General features: G+C 40.0%; 21 protein-coding genes. 9 read left to right on the top strand and 12 right to left on the bottom strand.

From position 1 onward, the window contains the following. The first annotated feature begins 91 nt into the window (after positions 1-91). From lipA to ACEQ81_RS17640, 3 genes are all read left to right on the top strand, one after another. Positions 92-967: a lipoyl synthase gene (gene lipA / locus ACEQ81_RS17650; RefSeq protein ID WP_411032253.1), complete on the top strand. Its 876-nt coding sequence runs from the start codon at positions 92-94 to the stop codon at positions 965-967. 144 nt (positions 968-1,111) lie between these two features. After that, the gene (gene gap / locus ACEQ81_RS17645; RefSeq protein ID WP_411032252.1) at positions 1,112-2,122 is read left to right on the top strand and encodes a type I glyceraldehyde-3-phosphate dehydrogenase; all 1,011 of its coding nucleotides are present in this window, start codon (positions 1,112-1,114) and stop codon (positions 2,120-2,122) included. A gap of 59 nt (positions 2,123-2,181) precedes the next feature. Beyond that, a complete protein-coding gene (locus ACEQ81_RS17640; protein ID WP_411032251.1) occupies positions 2,182-4,338 on the top strand; it encodes an ATP-binding protein in 2,157 nt (718 codons plus the stop codon). Here the strand turns inward: ACEQ81_RS17640 and lpxK are convergent. Further along, complete coding sequence (gene lpxK / locus ACEQ81_RS17635) at positions 4,333-5,325, bottom strand: tetraacyldisaccharide 4'-kinase (protein ID WP_411032250.1); 993 nt, start codon at positions 5,323-5,325, stop codon at positions 4,333-4,335. The genes ACEQ81_RS17640 and lpxK overlap by 6 nt on opposite strands. 49 nt (positions 5,326-5,374) lie before the next feature. Here lpxK and ACEQ81_RS17630 point away from each other — a divergent pair, with 49 nt between their 5' ends. Both ACEQ81_RS17630 and ACEQ81_RS17625 read left to right on the top strand, forming a co-directional pair. Continuing rightward, positions 5,375-6,469, top strand: a complete 1,095-nt coding sequence (locus ACEQ81_RS17630) for a Nif3-like dinuclear metal center hexameric protein (RefSeq protein ID WP_411032249.1) — start codon at positions 5,375-5,377, stop codon at positions 6,467-6,469. 2 nt (positions 6,470-6,471) lie between these two features. Next, a complete protein-coding gene (locus ACEQ81_RS17625; RefSeq protein WP_411032248.1) occupies positions 6,472-7,251 on the top strand; it encodes a zinc ribbon domain-containing protein in 780 nt (259 codons plus the stop codon). Positions 7,252-7,318: 67 nt separating this feature from the next. Here ACEQ81_RS17625 and ACEQ81_RS17620 read toward each other — a convergent pair whose 3' ends face one another. After that, complete coding sequence (locus tag ACEQ81_RS17620) at positions 7,319-8,662, bottom strand: FAD-dependent oxidoreductase (RefSeq protein ID WP_411032247.1); 1,344 nt, start codon at positions 8,660-8,662, stop codon at positions 7,319-7,321. A 259-nt stretch (positions 8,663-8,921) separates the two neighbouring features. Beyond that, positions 8,922-9,470, bottom strand: coding sequence for a ClpP family protease (locus ACEQ81_RS17615; RefSeq protein WP_411032246.1), 549 nt, complete (start codon positions 9,468-9,470; stop codon positions 8,922-8,924). Positions 9,471-9,590: 120 nt separating this feature from the next. Between ACEQ81_RS17615 and ACEQ81_RS17610 the strand changes: the two genes are divergently transcribed. Continuing rightward, positions 9,591-10,271, top strand: a complete 681-nt coding sequence (locus ACEQ81_RS17610; protein ID WP_411032245.1) for a hypothetical protein — start codon at positions 9,591-9,593, stop codon at positions 10,269-10,271. A gap of 3 nt (positions 10,272-10,274) precedes the next feature. On the opposite strand, the gene ACEQ81_RS17605 is transcribed toward ACEQ81_RS17610, so the two are convergent. Beyond that, complete coding sequence (locus ACEQ81_RS17605) at positions 10,275-11,426, bottom strand: MFS transporter (protein ID WP_411032244.1); 1,152 nt, start codon at positions 11,424-11,426, stop codon at positions 10,275-10,277. Positions 11,427-11,607: 181 nt separating this feature from the next. Between ACEQ81_RS17605 and ACEQ81_RS17600 the strand changes: the two genes are divergently transcribed. After that, positions 11,608-12,462 carry an AraC family transcriptional regulator gene (locus ACEQ81_RS17600; RefSeq protein WP_411032243.1) on the top strand — a complete coding sequence of 285 codons (855 nt, stop codon included), beginning with the start codon at positions 11,608-11,610 and terminating at the stop codon, positions 12,460-12,462. Positions 12,463-12,481: 19 nt separating this feature from the next. Here ACEQ81_RS17600 and kynU read toward each other — a convergent pair whose 3' ends face one another. Both kynU and ACEQ81_RS17590 read right to left on the bottom strand, forming a co-directional pair. Continuing rightward, a complete protein-coding gene (gene kynU / locus ACEQ81_RS17595) occupies positions 12,482-13,777 on the bottom strand; it encodes a kynureninase (protein ID WP_411032242.1) in 1,296 nt (431 codons plus the stop codon). A 51-nt stretch (positions 13,778-13,828) separates the two neighbouring features. Then, positions 13,829-14,308 (bottom strand): GNAT family N-acetyltransferase, encoded by a 480-nt coding sequence (locus tag ACEQ81_RS17590; protein ID WP_411032241.1) that lies wholly within the window; start codon positions 14,306-14,308, stop codon positions 13,829-13,831. A gap of 73 nt (positions 14,309-14,381) precedes the next feature. Here ACEQ81_RS17590 and ACEQ81_RS17585 point away from each other — a divergent pair, with 73 nt between their 5' ends. After that, positions 14,382-15,023: a class I SAM-dependent methyltransferase gene (locus tag ACEQ81_RS17585; RefSeq protein ID WP_411032240.1), complete on the top strand. Its 642-nt coding sequence runs from the start codon at positions 14,382-14,384 to the stop codon at positions 15,021-15,023. Here ACEQ81_RS17585 and ACEQ81_RS17580 read toward each other — a convergent pair. The 6 genes from ACEQ81_RS17580 to ACEQ81_RS17555 form a co-directional block, all read right to left on the bottom strand. Then, positions 14,989-15,561 carry a phosphatase PAP2 family protein gene (locus tag ACEQ81_RS17580; protein ID WP_411032239.1) on the bottom strand — a complete coding sequence of 191 codons (573 nt, stop codon included), beginning with the start codon at positions 15,559-15,561 and terminating at the stop codon, positions 14,989-14,991. The two genes, ACEQ81_RS17585 and ACEQ81_RS17580, sit on opposite strands and share 35 nt — an antisense overlap. A gap of 1 nt (position 15,562) precedes the next feature. Then, the gene (locus ACEQ81_RS17575) at positions 15,563-15,844 is read right to left on the bottom strand and encodes a twin-arginine translocase TatA/TatE family subunit (protein ID WP_411032238.1); all 282 of its coding nucleotides are present in this window, start codon (positions 15,842-15,844) and stop codon (positions 15,563-15,565) included. Positions 15,845-15,938: 94 nt separating this feature from the next. Beyond that, positions 15,939-18,248 (bottom strand): M1 family metallopeptidase, encoded by a 2,310-nt coding sequence (locus tag ACEQ81_RS17570; RefSeq protein ID WP_411032237.1) that lies wholly within the window; start codon positions 18,246-18,248, stop codon positions 15,939-15,941. Positions 18,249-18,310: 62 nt separating this feature from the next. After that, positions 18,311-18,817 carry a DUF6702 family protein gene (locus tag ACEQ81_RS17565; protein WP_411032236.1) on the bottom strand — a complete coding sequence of 169 codons (507 nt, stop codon included), beginning with the start codon at positions 18,815-18,817 and terminating at the stop codon, positions 18,311-18,313. Between the two features lie 132 nt (positions 18,818-18,949). Next, on the bottom strand, positions 18,950-19,753 hold the full coding sequence (locus ACEQ81_RS17560) for a carboxypeptidase-like regulatory domain-containing protein (RefSeq protein WP_411032235.1): 804 nt from the start codon (positions 19,751-19,753) through the stop codon (positions 18,950-18,952). Beyond that, positions 19,740-20,486 (bottom strand): carboxypeptidase-like regulatory domain-containing protein, encoded by a 747-nt coding sequence (locus ACEQ81_RS17555; protein ID WP_411032234.1) that lies wholly within the window; start codon positions 20,484-20,486, stop codon positions 19,740-19,742. Before ACEQ81_RS17555 ends, ACEQ81_RS17560 begins: the two co-directional genes overlap by 14 nt. Before the next feature lie 353 nt (positions 20,487-20,839). Between ACEQ81_RS17555 and ACEQ81_RS17550 the strand changes: the two genes are divergently transcribed. Then, a partial coding sequence (locus ACEQ81_RS17550) for a hypothetical protein (RefSeq protein WP_411032233.1) occupies positions 20,840-22,029 on the top strand: 1,190 nt, incomplete at its 3' end.

Below are 22,029 nucleotides of genomic sequence, written 5' to 3'. Positions count from 1 at the left end.
TTATATAATATTGTTTCCCACGGGGTTTTTGGTCTCAGGTTTGGCGCCCATTTTCATTTATTTTGTTCGTATATTTGTGTAAAAATTCAGCATGAGTTCAGAGACTTTAGAAACCATCGATCCACCAAAGGGAAAACCTAAATGGCTTCGTGTAAAACTTCCTACGGGGAAAAAATACACGCAGTTAAGAGGATTGGTAGATAAGTACGATCTACACACCATATGTACTTCAGGGAGTTGCCCTAATATGGGAGAATGCTGGGGAGAAGGTACGGCAACCTTTATGATCCTAGGCAATATCTGTACCCGTTCTTGTGGGTTTTGCGGCGTTAAAACTGGGCGTCCTGAAAGTGTGGATTGGCAAGAGCCCGAAAAAGTGGCCCGATCCATAAAAATTATGGGAATAAAACATGCGGTAATCACTTCCGTAGATCGGGACGATCTTAAAGATATGGGTTCTATTATCTGGGCAGAGACGGTAAAGGCCATTAGACGAATGAACCCCGAAATTACCCTAGAAACCTTAATACCAGATTTTCAGGGAATTCATAGACATTTAGACCGGATCATTGAAGTTGCTCCCGAAGTGGTTTCGCACAATATGGAAACCGTAAAAAGGCTCACCAGAGAAGTGAGAATACAGGCCAAATACGATCGTAGCTTAGAGGTACTGAGGTATTTACGAGACAAGGGCGTAAATAGAACAAAATCGGGGATTATGTTGGGCTTGGGAGAATTGGAAGAGGAAGTTATACAGACCATGACAGATCTTCGGAAGGCCAATGTAGACGTTGTTACCATAGGACAATATCTTCAACCATCCAAAAAACATCTTCCGGTAAAAGAATTTATTCTTCCAGAACAATTTAAGAAGTACGAAAAAATTGGGTTGGAAATGGGTTTTAGGCATGTTGAAAGTGGCGCCTTGGTACGCTCTTCATATAAAGCCCATAAGCATATAAACTAAGCTGTTTTGGGCGGTTTACCGATATCCAAAACGGCCAAAAATGGCTTTAACGTTGGTGCAAAAGGTCTAATTTTAGGGAGATGTTACCTTATATTCCCTTATCTCCAATCAATCAGTTTTAAACATATATAGCGGTTCAAACTTGTGAAAAAAATAAACATAGGCATCAACGGTTTCGGCCGAATAGGCCGTACTTTCTTCAGATTGCTGGACAAGTATCCAAATCTTAACGTGGTTGCCATAAACGATCTGGCAGACGCAAGAACCTTGGCACATTTATTAAAGTACGATAGCATCCATGGGGTATTCCTGCAAGAAATAAACCATACGGAAAGCAGTATTATTGTTAATGGTGAAGAAATTGCACTTCTTAATGAAGAAAGTCCGAAAACCATCAATTGGTCCGATCATAAGGTAGATCTTGTGGTAGAGGCCAGCGGAAAATTTAAGAGCAAGGATATTTTAAGTTATCATTTAAAAAATGGGGCAAAAAAGGTTATTTTGTCCGTTCCACCGGCGGAAGATGACATTAAAATGGTGGTCTACGGGGTAAATGAAGGTATTATAGACCGTAATGACGATATTATATCCAATGCCTCCTGTACTACAAACAATGCTGCCCCCATGATTAAGGTGGTAAAGGAGCTTTGCGGTATAGAAGAAGCTTACATTACGACCATACATTCCTACACTACGGATCAAAGCCTACACGACCAACCTCATCGCGATTTAAGGCGGGCACGGGCGGCATCGCAATCAATTGTACCAACCACCACAGGAGCGGCCAAGGCACTAACAAAAATCTTCCCAGACCTTGCAAACGCTATAGGTGGCTGCGGAATTAGGGTTCCTGTACCTAATGGATCCCTTACCGATATTACGCTAAATGTGAAGAGAAAGACCTCCATTAAGGAAATTAATGATACTTTTAAGGAAATATCCCAAAATGAACTAAAAAACATACTTTTCTATACGAAAGACCCTATAGTTTCTGTGGATATAAACAATACTTGCCATTCTTGTACGTTTGATTCTCAGATGACTTCGGTCATCGGAAAGATGGTTAAAATAATAGGATGGTATGATAATGAAACCGGATATAGCAGCAGAATTATAGACCTTATCGAGTTATTGGTAAAGAACAAATATATTTGAGATTCGTATTACCACATAAGAGTATTAAAACTGTACTTCTAACACTCGCTTTTTTATCAGTGTTACACGTACATTCCCAGGGTAGTCCTTCGCCTGACAAGGAAATACAGACCTATTTTAGCCAAACCCGGACTTTTAAGAATGAAAATAAGCTCGATTTTGCTTTGGAATCGTTGAACAAAGCAGCCGTTATCGCAGAGCAAAACGAGGATGAAAAATCCTTGATAGACAGCTATCATAAATTTGCCCTGGTTTATTTGGAATTGGATAAAACCGAGACCACAATTTTTTATTGGGACCGAGCCAAGGTACTGTTAGATGCCATTGCATACCCATATGGCAGTGCAATGCACAAGTATATTGAAGCTATATTACTGTTCCGAAAAGATCAAAACTTTCAGGCCATTTACATGTTGAACGATGCCAAGCAACTCAATAACGATAGAAATTTGCTGAACAATATACTTTTGGCGGAAGCTGACATCTACCTCAACATTGAAAAATATGACAGTGCCACGAAGAATTACAACTCATTGGTGGTCAACAACGATATTTATGAAAAGGATTACTTGGCCACCAAGGCATATTTGGGCTTGGCAAGACTATATACCAAGACCGAAAATTGGGAGGAAAGTATAAAAAATGCTACTTCCGCGTTGTCGCTTGCACGGAGCAACCGATTCTTTAAAGAAATTTTTGAAGCCAATGAAGCCTTGGGAGTTGCGTATGAAAGAGTGGAAAAATATAATTTGTCCTTACTGCACAACCGAAATTTGCTACAGATAAGGGATTCTGTTTTCACCATTGAGAAAATAAAAACAGAGGCCAAAACCGCCGATAAGATCCAGTTCGATTTTATGAACGAGGAAATTAGAAGACAAGATGAAAAAATAGAAGAACTGAACGAGTCGGCAAACAGATCGGAAATTACCGCTATTCTTACCTCGGCCTTCCTAACCATAATTTCGCTCTTAGCGGTATCACTTTACAGGAACAATCAAATTAAGTTAAAGACCAACGACCTGTTACAGACCAAAAACAAGGAATTACAGAATGCCAGGGACGAAGCTGTACAGGCCATGGAGGCGAAAACCAACTTTTTGTCTACTGTAAGTCATGAATTAAGGACACCGCTTTACGCAGTAACCGGGCTTACACATCTGCTGCTTGAAGAGAACCCCAGTGAAAATCAAAAAGAACACCTTAAATCCCTTAAGTTTTCAGGAGATTATTTACTAAACTTTATCAACGATATTTTACAAATAAATAAAATAGACGCAGATAAATTAGAGCCCCTGAATATAGACATCAACCTTAAAAAGATACTGACAGAAGTCATTGATTCCCTACAACAGAGTGCCAAGGAAAATAACACTAAGATTGTCTTGGACTATGATGACACCATCCCTTCACATCTTATGAGTGACCCGTTAAAGCTCTCTCAGATTTTTATGAACCTCATAGGTAATGCCTTGAAGTTTACAAAGGAGGGCGAAGTAACCGTTATCGCCAAATTGATGAAGAAAGAAGAAGAAGATGTTACCCTTTATTTTGAAGTTAAGGACAACGGTATTGGTATTTCAAAAGAGAAGCAGAAGAACATTTTTGATAGCTTTGAGCAAGGTTCTATACAAATCAACAGGGAATATGGGGGAACCGGCCTTGGGCTTACCATCGTTAAGAGCTTACTTGGCCTATTCGGAAGTAAGATTCAGTTGGAAAGCGAATTTGGCAAGGGTAGTTCTTTCTTTTTTGAACTAGACTTAAAAAGCAAGGACAGCATTGTTGACGACATTCCGTTTGAGATCACCGAAAAAGAATACGATCTTACTGGGCTGCACGTATTGGTTGTGGAGGATAATAAAATAAATCAGGTAATTACCAAAAAGATGCTGACCAAAAAGGAGATTACCTGTGATATTGCCAGTAATGGTATGGACGCTGTTGATCTTGCCAATGAAAATAAATACGATGGCATTCTTATGGATATCCACATGCCGGGTATAAGTGGTGAGGAGGCTACCATACGCATTAGAAAGTTCGATAAAGAAACCCCAATTATAGCGCTTACCGCAATTTCCTTGGACGATAGTTTAGAGAGTTTTTACGCCGCAGGGTGTAACGATGTGGTTACAAAACCTTTTAAGCCCGAAGTGTTTTATCAGAAAATTGGGGAGAACATTCTAGGTAGAAAAGTAAAAAACGAAGCTTCATAAAGCTTTTATAGCACCCAACAACACTTCTTTCCCATCATTTAAAAATCGATGCTTTACCCCAAGATAATATAAATTGGAAACCTTTCCTTTTAACCTTACAAAATCCTTTTCCGTAGTAAGTACCAGGTCTTTGGTATTGAACAGGGCTATTTCATTTTCGGTAAAAAAATGATGGTCCCTAAAAGAAAGGTGTTCAAAATTTATTTTTTGTTGGCTCAAAAATGAGGTTAAAGGTGTAGGATCTGCTATTCCTGTTACCAAAGTAACGTTTTGAGTCTTTAAATCTCCCAAGGACAAGGTATTGCCTGGTCCCTTCACATGCGTATCATATTCCAAAGTGCTAAATAAAACCTGCTGATTAGTGTTTATTTTCAACCGCCTCACAATTTTTTCCTGTGCCAGGGCATCCAAATTTTCGGGGCATTTTGTTACCACTATAACATCTGCCCGTTTGGCTTGTCTCCTACCATCTCTTAAATCTCCTGTGGGTAAGTACCAATCATCGCAATATAGCTTGTTAAATGCGGTTAAAAGTATGGCATATCGGGGAGTGACCTTTCTATGTTGGTAAGCATCGTCTAAAAGAACAATATCGGGTCTTGTGCCTTGCTCCAAGATAGAAATGGCATTCCTTCGGTCTTCATCAACTACTACGGTAATCTCCGGAAACTTGGTATGGATCTGAAAGGGTTCATCGCCCAATTCCGATACCAAAGTGCTAATACCCGCTTTTAAGAATCCTTTGGATTTTCGCCCATACCCTCTGCTCAAAACTGCAAGTTTAAAGTCGTCCTTAAGTGCTGCGACCAAAAACTCTATCATTGGTGTCTTTCCCGTACCTCCCGTGCTTAGGTTACCAACACAAACGGTTTTGGTCTTAAAGGTCTCTGAAGAAAATATACCTTTATCATATAAAATATTCCTAATATACACCACCACTGCATAAATCAGTGAAATTGGGAATCCTATTTTTCTTAGCAGTTGCATCCAAGCGAAAATATAATATTTTATCTTTGATTTCCTATAAAGTTCTAAAATGATAGTAAACGAAGTTACAGGGTTATTGGAAGAATTGGCGCCATTGGATTATGCAGAGGATTTTGATAACGTTGGCCTTTTGGTAGGAGACCCCATGGCCGAGGTCTCCGGAATACTGGTAACCTTGGATACCTTGGAAAATGTGGTAGACGAGGCATTGACCAAAGGCTGTAATCTTATCATTAGCTTTCACCCTATAATTTTTAAGGGATTAAAAAAAATAACAGGTACCTCCTATGTAGAACGTGTGGTTTTAAAAGCCATACAAAACAATATTGCCATTTATAGCATGCATACGGCTTTGGACAATTCCCCAAAAGGTGTAAACGCCAAAATATGCGAGGTATTGGGGGTAACAAAAACCGCTATTTTGATTCCACAAAAAGGGTCCATAAAAAAATTATCCACTTATGTACCCAGGGCGGAGGCCCAAACGCTTAGGCAAGCCCTGTTTGATGCCGGCGCCGGTAATATTGGTAATTACAGCAATTGCAGCTTTACCTCGGACGGTACAGGTAGCTACAAGGCCGGAAAAAATGCAAACCCTACCAAAGGAGTAATCGGCAAGACCCACTATGAAGAAGAGGTACAAATAAATATCACCTACAGGAAGGCTGCTGAAAGTAACGTTCTAAAAGCTTTGTTTAAAAATCATCCGTATGAGGAAGTGGCGTACGAAATCTTTACACTAGAGAATAAAGATCAAAGTATTGGTATGGGCATGGTGGGAGAATTACCTAACCCAATGCCCGAGGAATTTTTTTTAAAATTGATTAAAAAAAATATGCGTGCGGCATGTATACGACATTCCGGACTGCTTGGAAAAAAAATACATAAAGTAGCCGTCTTAGGGGGCAGTGGGGCTTTTGCCATTGGGGCAGCCATAAACGCCAAAGCTGATATTTTTATAACTGCGGACGTTAAGTATCATCAGTTTTACGAAGCTGAAAATAAACTGATCATTGCAGATATTGGACACTATGAAACAGAGCAGTTTACAAAAAACGTAATCGTGGACTATCTTACAAAAAAAATTCCTAATTTTGCAATCTCTTTATCGGAGAGTATTACAAATCCAATCAAGTATTATTAAATATGGCAAAAAAGACAGAAGCTACGGTAGAAGAAAAACTTAGGGCATTATACGATTTGCAGCTAATAGATTCTAGGGTAGATGAAATCAGAAGCGTACGAGGAGAACTTCCGTTGGAAGTAGAAGATTTGGAAGACGAAGTACTAGGTCTAAAGACAAGGTTGGATAAATTAAAGACCGATGTTGAGACCGTTAATTTTGAAATAGGTGCTAAAAAGAACCTTATTGAAGAAGCCAAGGTACTTATAAAGAAATATTCCGAGCAACAAAAGAATGTAAGGAACAGCAGGGAATTTAATTCACTTACCAAGGAAGTTGAATTTCAGGAGTTGGAAATACAACTGGCAGAAAAGAATATTAAAGAATTTAAGGTTCAAATAGACCAGAAAAAAGAAGTTATTTCGGAAACCAAAGAGCGGTTGAGCGAAAGGGACGCACATTTGAAGCACAAAAAAAGTGAACTTGATGCAATCTTGGCAGAAACCGAAAAGGAAGAAAAAGCACTGTTAAGCAAATCGGAAAAATTTGAAGAAGAGATAGAAGAGCGTTTGGTAATGGCTTACAAACGTATCCGTAACAATGTAAAAAATGGTTTAGCGGTTGTGCCGATCGAGAGAGGTGCCTCTGGAGGATCTTTCTTTACCATTCCGCCACAAGTTCAAGTTGAGATCGCATCGCGCAAAAAGATAATTACTGATGAACATAGCGGCCGTATTTTGGTAGACAAGGTTTTAGCCGAGGAAGAGCAGCAGAAGATGAGTGAGTTTTTTACAAAACTATAAACCTTAAAGGTTCCCATAAAATTTATAAACCATCCGTCCTGGATGGTTTTTTTGTATAACACTAAGTTTATCGCAAAAGGTCCAGAATTTTCTCTTCTACCTCCTGGCCATCCCATTTTTCCTCTATATTGGGCAATTGCATCACTTGTTGCATAATTGCCTCCTGGGCATCCCCTACCGCCAAAGCTTCGGAATAAGGCCTATCGGAGAAGGTAACCCTAGAGTATACAGGGATCCATTTGTCCGGATGCTTTTCCGCAAAACGTTTCTCTATCCTTTTTTGTAATAGAAATTTGGCATCTGCGGTTTTACTGCTCATTTCAACAAAATTCCGGTAGCTAAGTTCTGCTATGGCATCGGCATTTGGTTTGCGGCTATCTTGATACTCTTTAAAAATGGTACTCCAGTCATCACCATGAGACTTCATTAGTTGACTAAGCACAAAAATATCCTCAAAACCAGCATTCATGCCCTGGCCATAAAAAGGTACAATGGCATGTGCCGAATCTCCAACCAATGCAACCTTGTCCCAGTACGTCCATGGAAAACATTTCATGGTAACCATGGCACTTGTTGGGTTATTGAAAAAATCTTCGGTAAGGTTTTCAATATCCTGCATCACATTAGGAAAATGATTTTTAAAAAAGGCCTTTGCTTCCCTTTTATTAGTAATACTTTCAAATGAGACATCCCCTTCAAAGGGTAGGAAAAGGGTGCATGTAAAACTACCGTCCAAATTGGGCATTGCAATCAACATAAACTTACCCCTTGGCCATATGTGAAACGAATTTTTATCCAGTTTGTGCGTACCATCCGCATTGGGCGGTATGGAAAGTTCCTTATATCCCACATTGATGAAACGCTGTGAATAATTGAACCTACTGCGACGTTGCATTTTATGACGTATACGCGAAAAGGCCCCATCGCAACCAAAAATAATATCGTAGTTATAGGTTTTCCATTCGCCCTTCTCACTTTCACCCGTAAAAAGTTTGGATTGTGGTAGGTCTACGTCCCATATTTTTTCTTGAAACTTAAAGGTTACACCCGCTTTTTCTGCCAAATCGATCATTTTCCTATTCAATACCCCGCGAGAAATAGACCAAATGCTCTCTCCCTCCTTTCCATATTTTTGAAAATAAACCGGCTTTTCTTTTACGTGCATGGCACGCTTATCCAAAGGGATGGCAATTTTTTTAATTTCTTCTTCAATACCGGCCTCCCTAAGAGATCGCCAGCCTCTATTGCTCATGGCGAGGTTTATGGATCTCCCCGAAAATTCAACGATACGAACGTCCTGTCTACGATCAAAAACCGTAATGGTATGGCCAAACTTTCTTAGGTGTATTGCCAGGAGAGAGCCCACCAAACCAGAGCCCACTATGGCAATGTTCTTTTTCTTTTGAGTCATGCAAGTTCCATTTCGGAATATTGTATAAGCGTTAAAGTTAATAAAAATGGTTTAGCCAGTTTTACCTTTAGAAGTCCTAAATATCCCAACCAATAATCCATAGATGATTTTAAGCGTTTTTTAACACCCTTGCGTGGGCCAAACAACCGTTTGTAAACGTATATATTATGAATTTTCCGCTTAGGCGTCCATATATATCCAAAAAAGTCCTTCACACTAAGAATGTGAAGGACTTTTCTCTTTTGGATCAAATGTTGGGTTATTTTAAAACACCGTCCACAATACCATATTCTACGGATTCGTCCGCGCCCATCCAGTAGTCGCGATTAAAATCCTTCATGATTTTATCAAAAGTCTGTCCGCAGTTATCCGCCAAAATCTGGGCACCCAATTCCTTGGTTTTAAGTATTTCCTTGGCCTGTATTTCAATATTTGAGGCCTGCCCTCTAGCACCGCCGCTAGGTTGGTGTATCATTACCCGTGCATGGGGTTGTATAAACCGTCTTCCTTTTTTTCCTACGGAAAGTAATATGGATCCCATGGAAGCAGCTAATCCTGTACAAATTGTGGATACCGGACTCTTTAATGATGTTATGGTGTCGTATATAGCGAAACCCGAAGTAACGTAGCCCCCAGGACTGTTGATGAACAACTGTATTTCCTTGTTACCTTGCATATCTAAATAGAGGAGACGATCTATGACATGTTTGGCAGAATCATCATCTACCATACCCCATAAAAACACCTTCCTTTCCTCCAACATTTTCTCATCTATAGCCTCTTGTACTTTTCCTTTTTTAGAACCCATTTTTTATTTTCTTGTTAGAACCCAAAATTAATCAAATTATTGGGAATTGTAATCCAAACAAACTTATCGTTTTTTAAAATAAAAACCCAAAACCTACTATATTTGGATAAAATCGATAAAATGAAGCAACTTACCTCCCTCCTAGCCTTGATACTTGTATTCTTCACTGCTTGTAAAGAACAAAAAAAGACGGGGGACAATGAGCCCGCCAAGGAAATGACCGTTTTGGAAAAGGTTGCCTATGCACATGGTTACGAAAATTGGAAAAATGTGGAAACATTGAAATTTACCTTCAATGTAGATAGAGATACTTCTCATTTTGAGCGTAAATGGACCTGGCACCCAAAGACAAACGATGTTGTCGGAATTTCTGCTGGCGATACAGTGACCTATAATAGAAAAGCATTAGATTCTATGGCAACCAAAGTAGACCCGGCCTTTATCAATGATAAATTTTGGCTGCTGGCACCTTTTAACCTAATTTGGGACCAGGAAAGTTTTACCTACCAACATGACACCATTGCGCAGGCACCCATAGCAAAGAAAAGTATGCAAAAGCTTACCATTGTTTACGGTGCTGATGGAGGTTACACTCCGGGTGACGCCTATGACTTTTACTTTGGGGACGACTATAAATTAAAAGAATGGGTATTTAGAAAATCCAATCAACCCAATCCTTCGATGATTACCACCTGGGAGGATTATAAGGTATTAGACGGATTGGTAATTGCAGAAATGCATAAGAAAGCGGATGAAGATTTTAAACTCTATTTATCAGACATTACGGTAAAAACAGAATAATACTTATTTGGACCGCTGTTTTTTAAGCATATAGGTAGACCCTAATATGATTATGGACAGTGCCAATAGTGTGCTAAAGCTAAGATTAAGCGAATATTGTTCTGCCAAAAACCCTAGGATTACAGGTCCAAGAAGGAATCCAGAATACCCAGCTCCAGCAATAAAGGAAACACCTTGTGCCGATTCTACCCCAGGAACATTACCTCCAATGCGAAAAAGCTCGGGCACCATTGCCGAAAACCCAAGACCGATAAGTCCAAAACCGGTGATGGCCAAATACGTATTGCCCGTTAATACCAGACCATAGCCACCCATGGCCAACAAAGCTCCAAATGCCACTAGTTGTACTGGGCCAAATTTGGCGCTAATACCATCTCCTAAAAACCTTCCTAAAGTCATTGTGATAGAAAAACCAAGGAATCCGGCCCCTATAAGTTCTTCCGGAGCCAAGGTAACCTCTTTTAAAAACAGCCCACTCCAATCTACGATAGCTCCTTCACTTCCCATAGCTATAAAAGACAGCACACCTAAGATCAACAATGGTTTAAAGAGTTTTATACTAAAGGGCTCCTTTTCTACCGGAGCGGCCTTTATATGGATGTATCTTTTGTAAAACATAAGATTTACCAAAACCACTAAAGCAACGGCAATAAACATATGCAACGCCGGATTGGCTATGAATACGATCAGAAAACTTCCTAAACCTGCCAAAACCCCGCCCAAACTAAAAAAACCATGAGCGGCAGACATAAATTTTTGCTTATCCTCCTTTTCCAATTCTGTTACCAGAGTGTTCATGGAGATATCCGTAAAACCATTTGTGGCTCCAAACATAAAAAGAGCGCCCATCAATACATAATAATTGGGAGCAAGTAATGGCAATAAAGCAGCAACACAACTAAGCAAAACGCCATACCACGTGGCTTTACCTACGCCTACTTTATTTATTATTTTGGCCGCCAATGGAAAGATGGTAAAAACACCAAGAGATAGAAAAAAAATGGCGATCCCAAGATCGGCCTTATCAATGTTCAACTTTTCCTTTACCGTAGGAATATAAATAGCCCATGTACCAAAAAGAATATTTAAGCTTGCAAAAACCCAAGCAGGTCCAAAATACCTTGGATTGGAAAGAATAAGGCGTAACGATTTCATTTTGTGGGTAGTTAAGAGTAAATAAATACGGCAGTGTACAGAGGTATCCCAACCCCGTTAGCGTCGCTGCTATGCAAAGTAAATCGGAAAAGCGTATAAAACATAGGGCAAACTATTCGCTTTATAAGACAAAATATTCTTTATTATCAATTATTTGTTCATTTTAAGTTAATTTTGACTTATGAAACCAATTTATGAGAACATAGAAGTTGGAATGAATTCTTCGCTAAAGATTGCTACCTATGTACATTCCGACACCTGTGAGCTAACCAGTTGGCATGTTCACCCGGAATATGAATTGGTATATGTTAAAAATGGGAAAGGCACCTTGCGTATCGACAGCAAAACGCTTGCCTATGACGATGGTACACTTATTTTTTTAGGTCCCAATATTCCCCATGCAGATTTTGGCAACAAGGATTACAGGGATAATCTAGAAGTGGTTATTCAGTTTAGAAAGGATTTTGTAGAGGAAAAATTAGGCGTTTTCCAAGAGTTCAAAGCAATTAGTAAACTCATACAGCGATCTGGTTCTGCATTGCTGTACGGGAACGAAACCAAAGAACAGCTTTCCGTTAGTTTTGAACGGTTTGGTAAGCTCAATAATACAGAGCAGTTGATCAATGTACTTGCCATTTTGGAAAAACTCTCGAAGAGTACCGATTTTCATGCTATTTTGGGCAATACAAAACTATCCAATTTTAAAAACGATGAGATAAAAAGGTTGGAGCTGGTTTTTGAATACGTAAACGAAAACTATGGAGATACTATAGGCTCTAAGGTTTTAGCAGATCATGTTGGGCTTACCACCAACTCTTTTTGCAGGTTCTTTAAAAAAATGACACATCAATCCTTTATACAATTTGTAAACGAATTTAGAATTAGGAAGGCTAAAGAGTTGTTAGATGAAAACATGCAATCTATTGCCGAGGTTATGTACAACTGCGGTTATAATGATCCTTCTTACTTTACAAGACAGTTCAAAAAGTACTTGGGCCAAACACCCACGGCCTATTTGGCTAAGATATCGGCCTAGTAGTTACCAAAAACCTCCGTTAGTCCCTGTACTGTTTTTCTGGTTGTACTTTAGAAGTTATACCTTTTTTTAGTATTTGTCCAAACTGGTACATATCTTCAAAGGAAGTGTAAAAAGGTACCGGGGCCAAACGAATTACATTGGGCTCTCGCCAATCGGCTATTACGCCTTGCTTCATAAGATAATCGAACAAGGTTCTCCCCTCACCATGCAAGAATACCGATAACTGGCAACCGCGCTGGGAAGGTGTAATGATCTCAAAAGAGCCACCTACTTCTTTTTCAATTTCCAAAAGTACGTATTCCAAATAAGCGACTACTTTTTTTCGTTTGGCGATTAACCTATCCATGCCTACTTCCTCAAAAAGTGTTAAGGATGCCAAATAAGGTGCAACGGACAAAACGGGTACATTGCTTAGCTGCCAGGCATCTGCGGTCGGTAAGGGTTCAAAATTGGGTTTCATTAAAAATCTGTTGGCTTTGTTGGTACCCCACCACCCCTCGAACCTTGGAATATCTGCTTGATTTAAATGGCGCTCGTGAACAAAAATTCCAGAAGCATTCCCAGGGCCACTATTCATGTATTTATAACTGCACCAAGCGGCAAAATCTACTCCCCATTCGTGTAATTTTAACTCTACATTACCTGCGGCATGGGCCAAATCCCATCCTACCATGGCTCCTACAGATTTTCCCTCTCCCGTAATCTTTTCCATATCAAAGACCTGACCGTTGTAATAGTTTACACCCCCTATCAATACCAAGGCCAATTCATCGCCTATTTCCTTAATTTTATTGATAATGTCCTCTGTTCTCCAAAAATGCTCGCCTTTTCTTTTATTGATCTCTATGAGGGCATCACTGGCATCGAGGCCATGCACCCTTAACTGACTTTGCAGCATGTACTGATCGGAAGGAAAGGCTTTTTCTTCACAGATAATTTTGTATCGTTTTTTTGTAGGGCGATAGAATGAAACCATTAAAAGGTGAAGATTAACCGTAAGGGTATTCATAACGGATACTTCTTCGGGCTTTGCCCCAACAATCTTTGCAAGGGGGGAGGCCAAACGTTCGTGGTAATCCCACCATGGTTTTTTCGCATAAAAATGTCCTTCAACCGCCAGATTCCTCCAATCTTCCATGACCTCATCCACAAAACTCTGGGTACGTTTTGGTTGCAACCCCAACGAATTCCCTGTAAAATAAATAACCTGTTTACCGTTTACTTTAGGAAAACAAAACTCCTTACGATAAGCGGCAAGTTCATCCTCTGCATCCAACTGTTGGGCAAACGCCAAGGTATTGTAGTATTGCATAGCTCAGTTTTGGTAAAAATACGACTTCACGTGGAATTTCTTGGGTTAAGATCAAAGTAGGTCCCTATCCATACGCATTTCAATCATATGGCTTTGAAAACCTACTTTTTCATAGGCTCTAATAGCTGGCAGGTTATCGGAATAGACCGTTAAGCGTATTTCGTTTATTCCCTGGGTAATGGTCCATGCTTTCAACGCATCTATGATCATTTTATTGATTCCTTTTCCCCGATGGGCCTCATCGGTATACATAAAACCTAGATAAGCATATTTTTGATGGTCTAGATATGATCTGGCCTCCCTTATGTGGGCATAACCAGAACCCACGATTTGTTCGTTGAAAGTTACTACCATTATGGCGACCTCCTCATCGGAAAGCATCTGTTCCAAATCGTAATAAAGAACAGGGTCTGGTTTAATTGTTGGATCATAAGGTCTTTCCGCAGAAACGACCCCTTGCTCAAAGGCCAACAATATTCCTAGATCGTCCTTTGTTGCGCGTCTAACCTTCAACTGTTCTGCATTGGACATAATACGTACGTTTAAGATTTAAAAGTTACCCCTAAAGTAGCATATATTTCCATAATTTTGTCAAAAACGAATCATGCACTTTTTGTCCCCTCAATTGGAAAATTACATTCGCGACCACTCCGAACCTGAACCTCCCCTACTACAGGAATTAACTAGGGAAACATACTTAAGGGTGGTACAACCTAGAATGATTACAGGGCATTTCCAGGGCAGGGTCTTAAGTGCCCTGGCCAAGCTGATCAACCCAACAAATGTGCTAGAAATTGGGACTTATACCGGCTATTCTGCCCTATGTTTGGCAGAGGGCTTACAAGAAAATGGCACAATACATACCATAGACATCAACGAAGAACTTGTAGAAATGCAAAAGAGGTATTTTAACAAGAGTGAATTTGGTAATCAGATAATACAGTATACCGGGGATGCCTTGGATATAATCCCCACCTTTGATGTGGTTTTTGATTTGGTATTCATTGACGCCGAGAAAACGAGTTACCCGGATTATTTTGAAGCGGCTTTGGCAAAAACAAAGCGTGGAAGCATCATTTTATCAGACAATGTACTGTGGTCCGGAAAGGTTCTAGGCCCCGTAAACGAAAAGGATAGGGCTACAAAAACCCTCGTAGACTACAACCGTAAACTTAAAGAAGACCCCAGAGTAGAAACGGTTTTACTTCCTATTAGGGATGGTCTAAGCCTAAGTAGGGTACGATAAACTTCTTAAAAAGATCATAGAACAACCATGCCGTTAATACCCCAACAACCGCTCCTACAAAAATGTCAATAGGGTAATGCACACCTACATAAATTCTACTATAGGAAAACAATAAAGGCCAGAGGTAAAAAAACCACACTCCTTTTATACGTTTTCTAAGGAAAAGTACGGTTAGGGTGGTAATGGAAAAGGAACTGGCCGCATGGCCCGAAAAGAAACTAAGGCTCTGCGGGTTCTTTACAATTCGGATAATGTCGTTTATTGCCTCGTTGTTGTTAGGTCTAAGCCTACCTACAACTTCTTTTACAATACTGGTAAAACCAGTAATAAATAAGGCCAGAACCACTATGGTTAAGATTATGGGCAATGCCTGTTTTACCGGGAATTTCCTGAAAACAAATACTGCCAACAAAAGAAATAGAGGAATCCAGGTAGCAATATTGGTTATGGTGGCCCAAAAAAAGTCGAACTGCTCTGTGCCCAAGCTATTCAAATAAACAAAGGTCTCTTCGTCCCACTCCAGAAGTCTCTTGAGCATACTATTTTCTTTTGATAACCCCGGTTACCTCATCTACATTCTCCTTTACCTTGTTGATTTCGTCTTTGATGTCTTTTGTAAAATCGGTATCTATCCCTTGTTTTTCAGCACTTTTCTGTATTTCTTGTTTAATATCCTCGGTAGCATCCTTTAATTGGCGCATGCCTTTGCCAAGTCCTTTGGCTATTCCGGGAATTTTGTCCGCACCAAAGACCATGACCACAATAAACATGATGAAGAATATTTCCGCACCGCTAATAAATAAAAAAACAGATGAAAGCATAGGACAAATATAGTGAAGTTTGCGGGCTAAATAAAAAAAGCCCTACAATCCTGATATTATAGGAAGTAGGGCCAAAATTGTTTCTTTTAGACGTTTATTTGCCTTTTATTTCCTTTTTAAACTGGTCAAAATCGGATCTTTCCTCTTTTTTAGGCCAAGAATTATTTGTGGCATCAATATCGGCAGTCTCGGCTTTAGGATCCACTACTATACCGACCAACTCTTTTTGTGAGGAGATTACTCGCTTTACCTCGGCATCGTTTTTTCTCCAAATTTCTGCCGGATAGGTTATATTCTCCTTAGAACCGTCCGCATAGGTATATTCCACAATAAGCGGCATGGGTATACCTCCTGGCTTATCAAAGGTAACCTCATAGAAATATTTTGGTTCTTCTACTTTGGCCCTTTCATCAACACTTAGGTTATCCATTATATATTCTTTTAAGGTCGTAGAATTTTCCGAAGGTGCTTTTCCTTTTAAATTGGCATCAAAATCCTCACTATCTTCCTCGGCCAAGTAAACCAAGGGTGGTAAATCTGCCTCCGTAATATTACGTGCGGCCATATACTCTTGCATCTTTTTCGTTGGTTTATCGGATACGTAGTATTTTTTAACGCCTTTAACTCCAATATCCACATAATCCGTGGTATAGAACCATCCTCTCCAATACCAATCCAAATCTACCGCTGAAGCATCTTCCAAGGTACGGAAGAAATCCTCTGGCGTAGGGTGTTTAAATTTCCATCTGTTGGCATAGGTTTTAAAGGCATGATCAAATAGTTCCCTGCCCATTACGGTTTCCCTTAAAATGTTAAGTGCGGTAGCAGGTTTCCCATAGGCATTGGGGCCCAGCTGATAAACGTTCTCAGGATTGGACATTATTGGTGATATGGTACTTTGGTCACCGCTCATATAAGGAACTATTTTTGAAGGATCTCCCCTTCGTGAAGGGTAGTTGCTGTTGGGGGCTATAACCTCAGGGTTGGCCTCTCCAAATTCTTGTTCTGTAATGTATTGCATAAAAGTATCCAAACCTTCATCCATCCAACCCCACTGCCGCTCATCCGAATTAACGATCATTGGAAAAAAGTTGTGGCCCACCTCGTGTATAATTACGCTTATCATTCCAAATTTTACTTGATCGGAATAGGTGCCGTCCTCATTAGGTCTTCCATAGTTCCAACAAATCATAGGATACTCCATACCCTGATTTTTGGCGTGTACGGATATTGCTTTGTGATAGGGATAGTCAAAAGTATGGGAGGAGTATGTGGTTAAGGTAGCGGCCACGGCCTTGGTAGATTGCTCTTCCCAAAGTGGGTTTCCTTCCTTGGGATATAGGGATACGGCCATAACCTCCTTACTTGCAAGTTTAACAGCTTGCATATCCCATATAAATTTACGCGAGCTTGCGAAACCAAAATCACGTACATTTTCCGCCTTTAGTTTCCATGTTTTTTTCTTTTCGGAAAAACCCTTTTCTGCGGCTTCAGCTTCCGCTTGGGTTACGATTAAAACAGGCTTATCGTATGATTTTTTTGCTTGTTCATAGCGTTTCATCATTTCTTTGGAAAAAACCTCTTTTCTATTTTGTAACACCCCAGTACCATCTAGTATATGATCTGCCGGTACGGTAATATCCACCTCATAGTTTCCAAACGGTAGGGCAAATTCTCCACTTCCCCAAAACTGATGGTTTTGCCATCCTTCCACATCACTGTAAACTGCCATTCTTGGAAAAAACTGTGCTATTACGTAAGCTCTGTTTCCGTCTTTGGGAAAGTACTCATAGCCAGATCTTGCTCTATTTACCGTATGGTCGGGTATGTTATAGTTCCATTTAATAGAAAATGATATTTGACCCTTACTCCGCAAAGGTTGCGGAATATTTATGCGCATCATGGTCTGATTTACCGTGTATGACAAAGGTCTTCCATTGGCATCTTTTACATAATCGATATTAAATCCGCCATCAAAGGGCGAGGTCATGTACGTTTGTACAAAAGAACTGGCTCTTTCCGCTAGGGGAACTCCATTCCCATTTCTAAGCGCAGATTTGGTGTCCTTGGTCCTAACGTTCTGATCTAACTGAACCCATAGGAATTCTAGGTCGTCCGGAGAGTTATTGGTATACGTTATGGTTTCCTCGCCATAAATTTTTGCATTTTTATCGTCCAACTCAATATTCATCTTATAGTCTGCCTGCTGCTGATAATAATCGGGGCCAGGGGCTCCGGATGCCGACCTATAAGTATTTGGCGTTGCAAATTCCTCATATAATTGTTTAAACTTGCTCTGATTGTAGTGTCCGGGTTCCTTTACTTCCTTCTCCTCTTCTTGTGCGGAAACCATGGCCGCAAAGACAAACAAAAGCGAAGAAAAATAATATTTTGCTTTATTCATTTTTTCAATACATTTTTAGTCGACGAAAAATAATCCTTTTTTAACGATTCGTTAATATATTGTTATAAGTTTAACATTCCTTTATTATTCTCTCTAATTAATACAAAGCTCTTTTTCTTGCTATTGAATTTGAAGTGAACTATGTTCTGTTGCTCCTCAAAAAGATCGGTTAAAATATCGCTCTGTACCTCCACGGTCTTAATATTCTTAAATCCGATCTTAGGTACTTCTATGTAGCAAACCATTACGTCATTGTCATATTTCTTTCCCAAAAATGTGTAATCCATTACCTTGCCATCAATTTGTACTGTAAATTTTGCCCTGAGGTATTTTTCAATATAATCCAGTGCTATTTCCGACTCTTTCTCCGTGGCCAAATTGGCCTGTATTCCGTAGCGCGTATCTAGCAGTTCTTCAAAATCATCAATAAAGATTCTAGAAGTTATTTGTAAGGAATCGTCTTTTTCCGAATAGTTGATATTGGTAACGCTCACATAAAACTTATGGGCCGCTGTAAAAGCCATTAGAGGCAAAAGGAATAGGACAATTGTATTTTTTAATAATTTCATTGCTTCAAATTATTGTGATTCCCATATTTATGACGCTTTTTTGTGTCAGATGTTACGGTTCGATGTTATTTTTTGGATATTCAGCGTTTCCCTTTAGAGATAACAATCCCCGTGCCAAAAGAGACCATTTTTTTACTCAAGCTTATTGTTTTCCCTATAAATCAAACTTTTTCTTTGTAAAAAACCCCAAATTTTTAATTTATCCCGGGAATCCACTGTTGTACTGAAACTTGGGTCAACCTCGCAAAAATACATAAAGTCCTCTATTTTTTCAGCGGGTATTTTTAGTTGTTTGGTATAGAGCGAATCTGCATAAAACTCCCTTACTCTTGCCGTTCTGGCGTATTTCCGATCACGGGCCACACGTTTCTTCAACATTTTGGTTCTACCGGTAATGGCATTGATAAGGGGATTAAACGGTACACTCGTCAACATACCCAGGGAAAAAGGTCCCATCATAGAAGCTTCTCTTAACATGCGTTCACTTTGCATAAGGGGTTTTACATGGGCATTGGGCAATCCTAAGGTAGAAGCCGTAACCACTGGGTCGGTTTGCAATCCCTTAAGGTCTTCACCGATATTTCCGGAAAGATTATAGGGTGTTACAACTACCTCCTCCAACTCGGTAAGTGTATCTTCTAAAGGAACAAACACGCTTTTGCTATCTAAAATGGCTTGGGTAACCACCAACTCTTTTCTTTTGAACTGCACGGCCGAAAACACCAAAGTATCATTTAACCTGGCCAGAATTGAAAAATAACCGTATGTATTTGTTATGCTAGCTTTTTTGGTAGTAATGTTCAGCACATGCACATCTGCTACTTCCTGAGTTTCACTTACTACTTTTCCTTGTAGGTCATCTGTAAAAAGGGTTTGTGATCTGACCGAAATACAAACCAGAAGAAAGCATATCCCAAGAATATTACTTTTCCTCATTCAACTCCGTTAAATACGTTTTGCTGTGGGAGACCAAAAAATCGATCAGTTGAAATTCATTGTCCTTTCTCAATAAAGATTGAGCTGGCATTTGGGCATCGCAATAGTAAAGAAAGTTATCAATTCTTTCTTGAGGAATACCCAGATCTAGCACGAAGAACTCATCATCATACACCTGCCGTAAGACCTCGCTTACTTTCAATTCCACCCGGTCTTCTTCCTTTTTTTTATTCGATTTCAGTAGCGCTTTAAAAATATTGACGAAATTGATACCATCTTGCATACCCCGCACCTGTTGCGATTCTGCAATGTTCACTACCTCGGTAGAGCGATCTGTTTCATAATCGTACTGTTTAAAATCCTCGTTTTTTACTTCTAAGAATTTCTTCTGGTTTTCAGGGCTTACCACAACCTCATCCAACTCCGTTACCTTTTCATTGACTTCTACCACCAATCTGTTGTTCTTTAATATCTCCGCTGTAATTTTTATAATTTCCAATTGGTAATTAACCGCTGTAAAAACCAATTCGTCACCTTCCTTCACCCTAATCGCAAATTGACCATCATTATTGGTAATGGTAGCACTTTCGGAGGTGGCATTTATAACATTCTCGTTGGCAACATTACTGTTTCTGTATAGTACTTTTCCTCTAAGGATCTGACGACCGTCATCTTGTGAGTAAACCGTACCAACAAATAGAAAGGTTATTATAAAAAAGATTTGGTGTTTCATGTATTTAAGTTTGATGATTTCGTCCATCCCCATGAAAAACAAAATGTGGATTGCATAGAAGCTGGCCAAAGTAAACAAAGTAACAAAATTCTTACTACTAGGACGATAAAGAAAAAGCATGTGACGGTCATAAAAAAATTTAGTACCATTAAACTTTTGTTAATTTGATAAAATTCTTAATTGTCGTGGTTAAATATTATCAAAATATCCGAATTGATCTTTTTTTCTCCCCATTTAACGAGTATTGTAACGCTTCACCCGAATGAAGGTGCTTTTCAAAGTATAAAATTAGGTATATGGGTTTATAATTTTAATTTTGCTTGTCCTGATTTTGAGAACCTAAAGTGTATTTCATGAAACTAAAATTCCTTCTGTTCGCTTTTGCTTTTTGTACATTTTCCTTCGTTGGGGCACAGATAAAAATTGGCGACAATCCTCAGACCATTGATGCCGCTTCAGTATTGGAATTGGAGAGCGGTAATAGGGTTTTGGTGATAACTCGTGCTAGTACGGTTCAGATGAACAATATAGCACCCTTGGCGGGCGGTATGGTATACAACACCGATACCCAATGCATCCATTATTATGACGGTGCCCAATGGTTAAACCTTTGCGAGGCCTCCAATATTAGCCTCGTAGACAACGGAAACAACACCTACACTTTTACAGACGCAGCCAACAATACTACAGATGTTATAAACACTACCAACGCTAGCCTAAGTATTGTAAGTGGGGACTTGGTACTTACGGATAGTGACAATAACACGGTGAGCACGCCTTTGGCCCAAATTAATACCCAGACCTTTACTTCAAATCCGGGAATAAACCCAATAGAGACTATTAGCATAGTACAAACGGGTAACAATTTTAATTTTGAGGTCACGGAAATAACAGGGATGAATATTGTTGATGGCACCATTAACGGTTTTGCCGATATTCAGAACGGGACGGTTACTCTTGACAAATTACAGTCTGGTCTACCCAATCAGGTGATAAGGACAAACGGTGCGGGAAACTTGGCCGAATGGGCCACCCTGGATGCTGCCAACATCAACGGACAGGACCTTACCCCTACCGATGCCTCCATAACCATAAACAACGGATTGGGTTCCACGCTTGTGGACGCCGATATCGCAGTTACCGATCTGGGGATAACAACAGCCAAACTGGCTACTGATGCGGTTACAATAGAAAAATTAGGAACGGCAGGAATAGCCGATGCCAACAGGGTATTGGGAACGGATGCCGCAGGGGACCCGCAATGGCAGGACGCCGCAGCACTGGGGACCAACCTGGGCGCCGATGTAACATCCACCGACGGATCGATTACCGGCGTGGCCAACGATGCCGCACTGGCCGCCATGGACCTTCAGGTGAACGTGGACGGGACAACACTGGAAGTGGATCCCGTCAACGGCGTACAGATAGCCGACGACGGTGTCACCACAACACAGATAGGGACCGCAGGAATAGCCGATGCCAACAGGGTATTGGGAACGGATGCCGCAGGGGACCCGCAATGGCAGGACGCCGCAGCACTGGG

It is taken from the genome of Spongiimicrobium sp. 3-5 (genome assembly GCF_046557915.1).
Lineage (GTDB): Bacteria > Bacteroidota > Bacteroidia > Flavobacteriales > Flavobacteriaceae > JBHEBG01.
The sequence above is the reverse complement of the archived record's forward strand: the minus strand, read 5'-3'. Positions and strand labels throughout refer to the sequence as shown.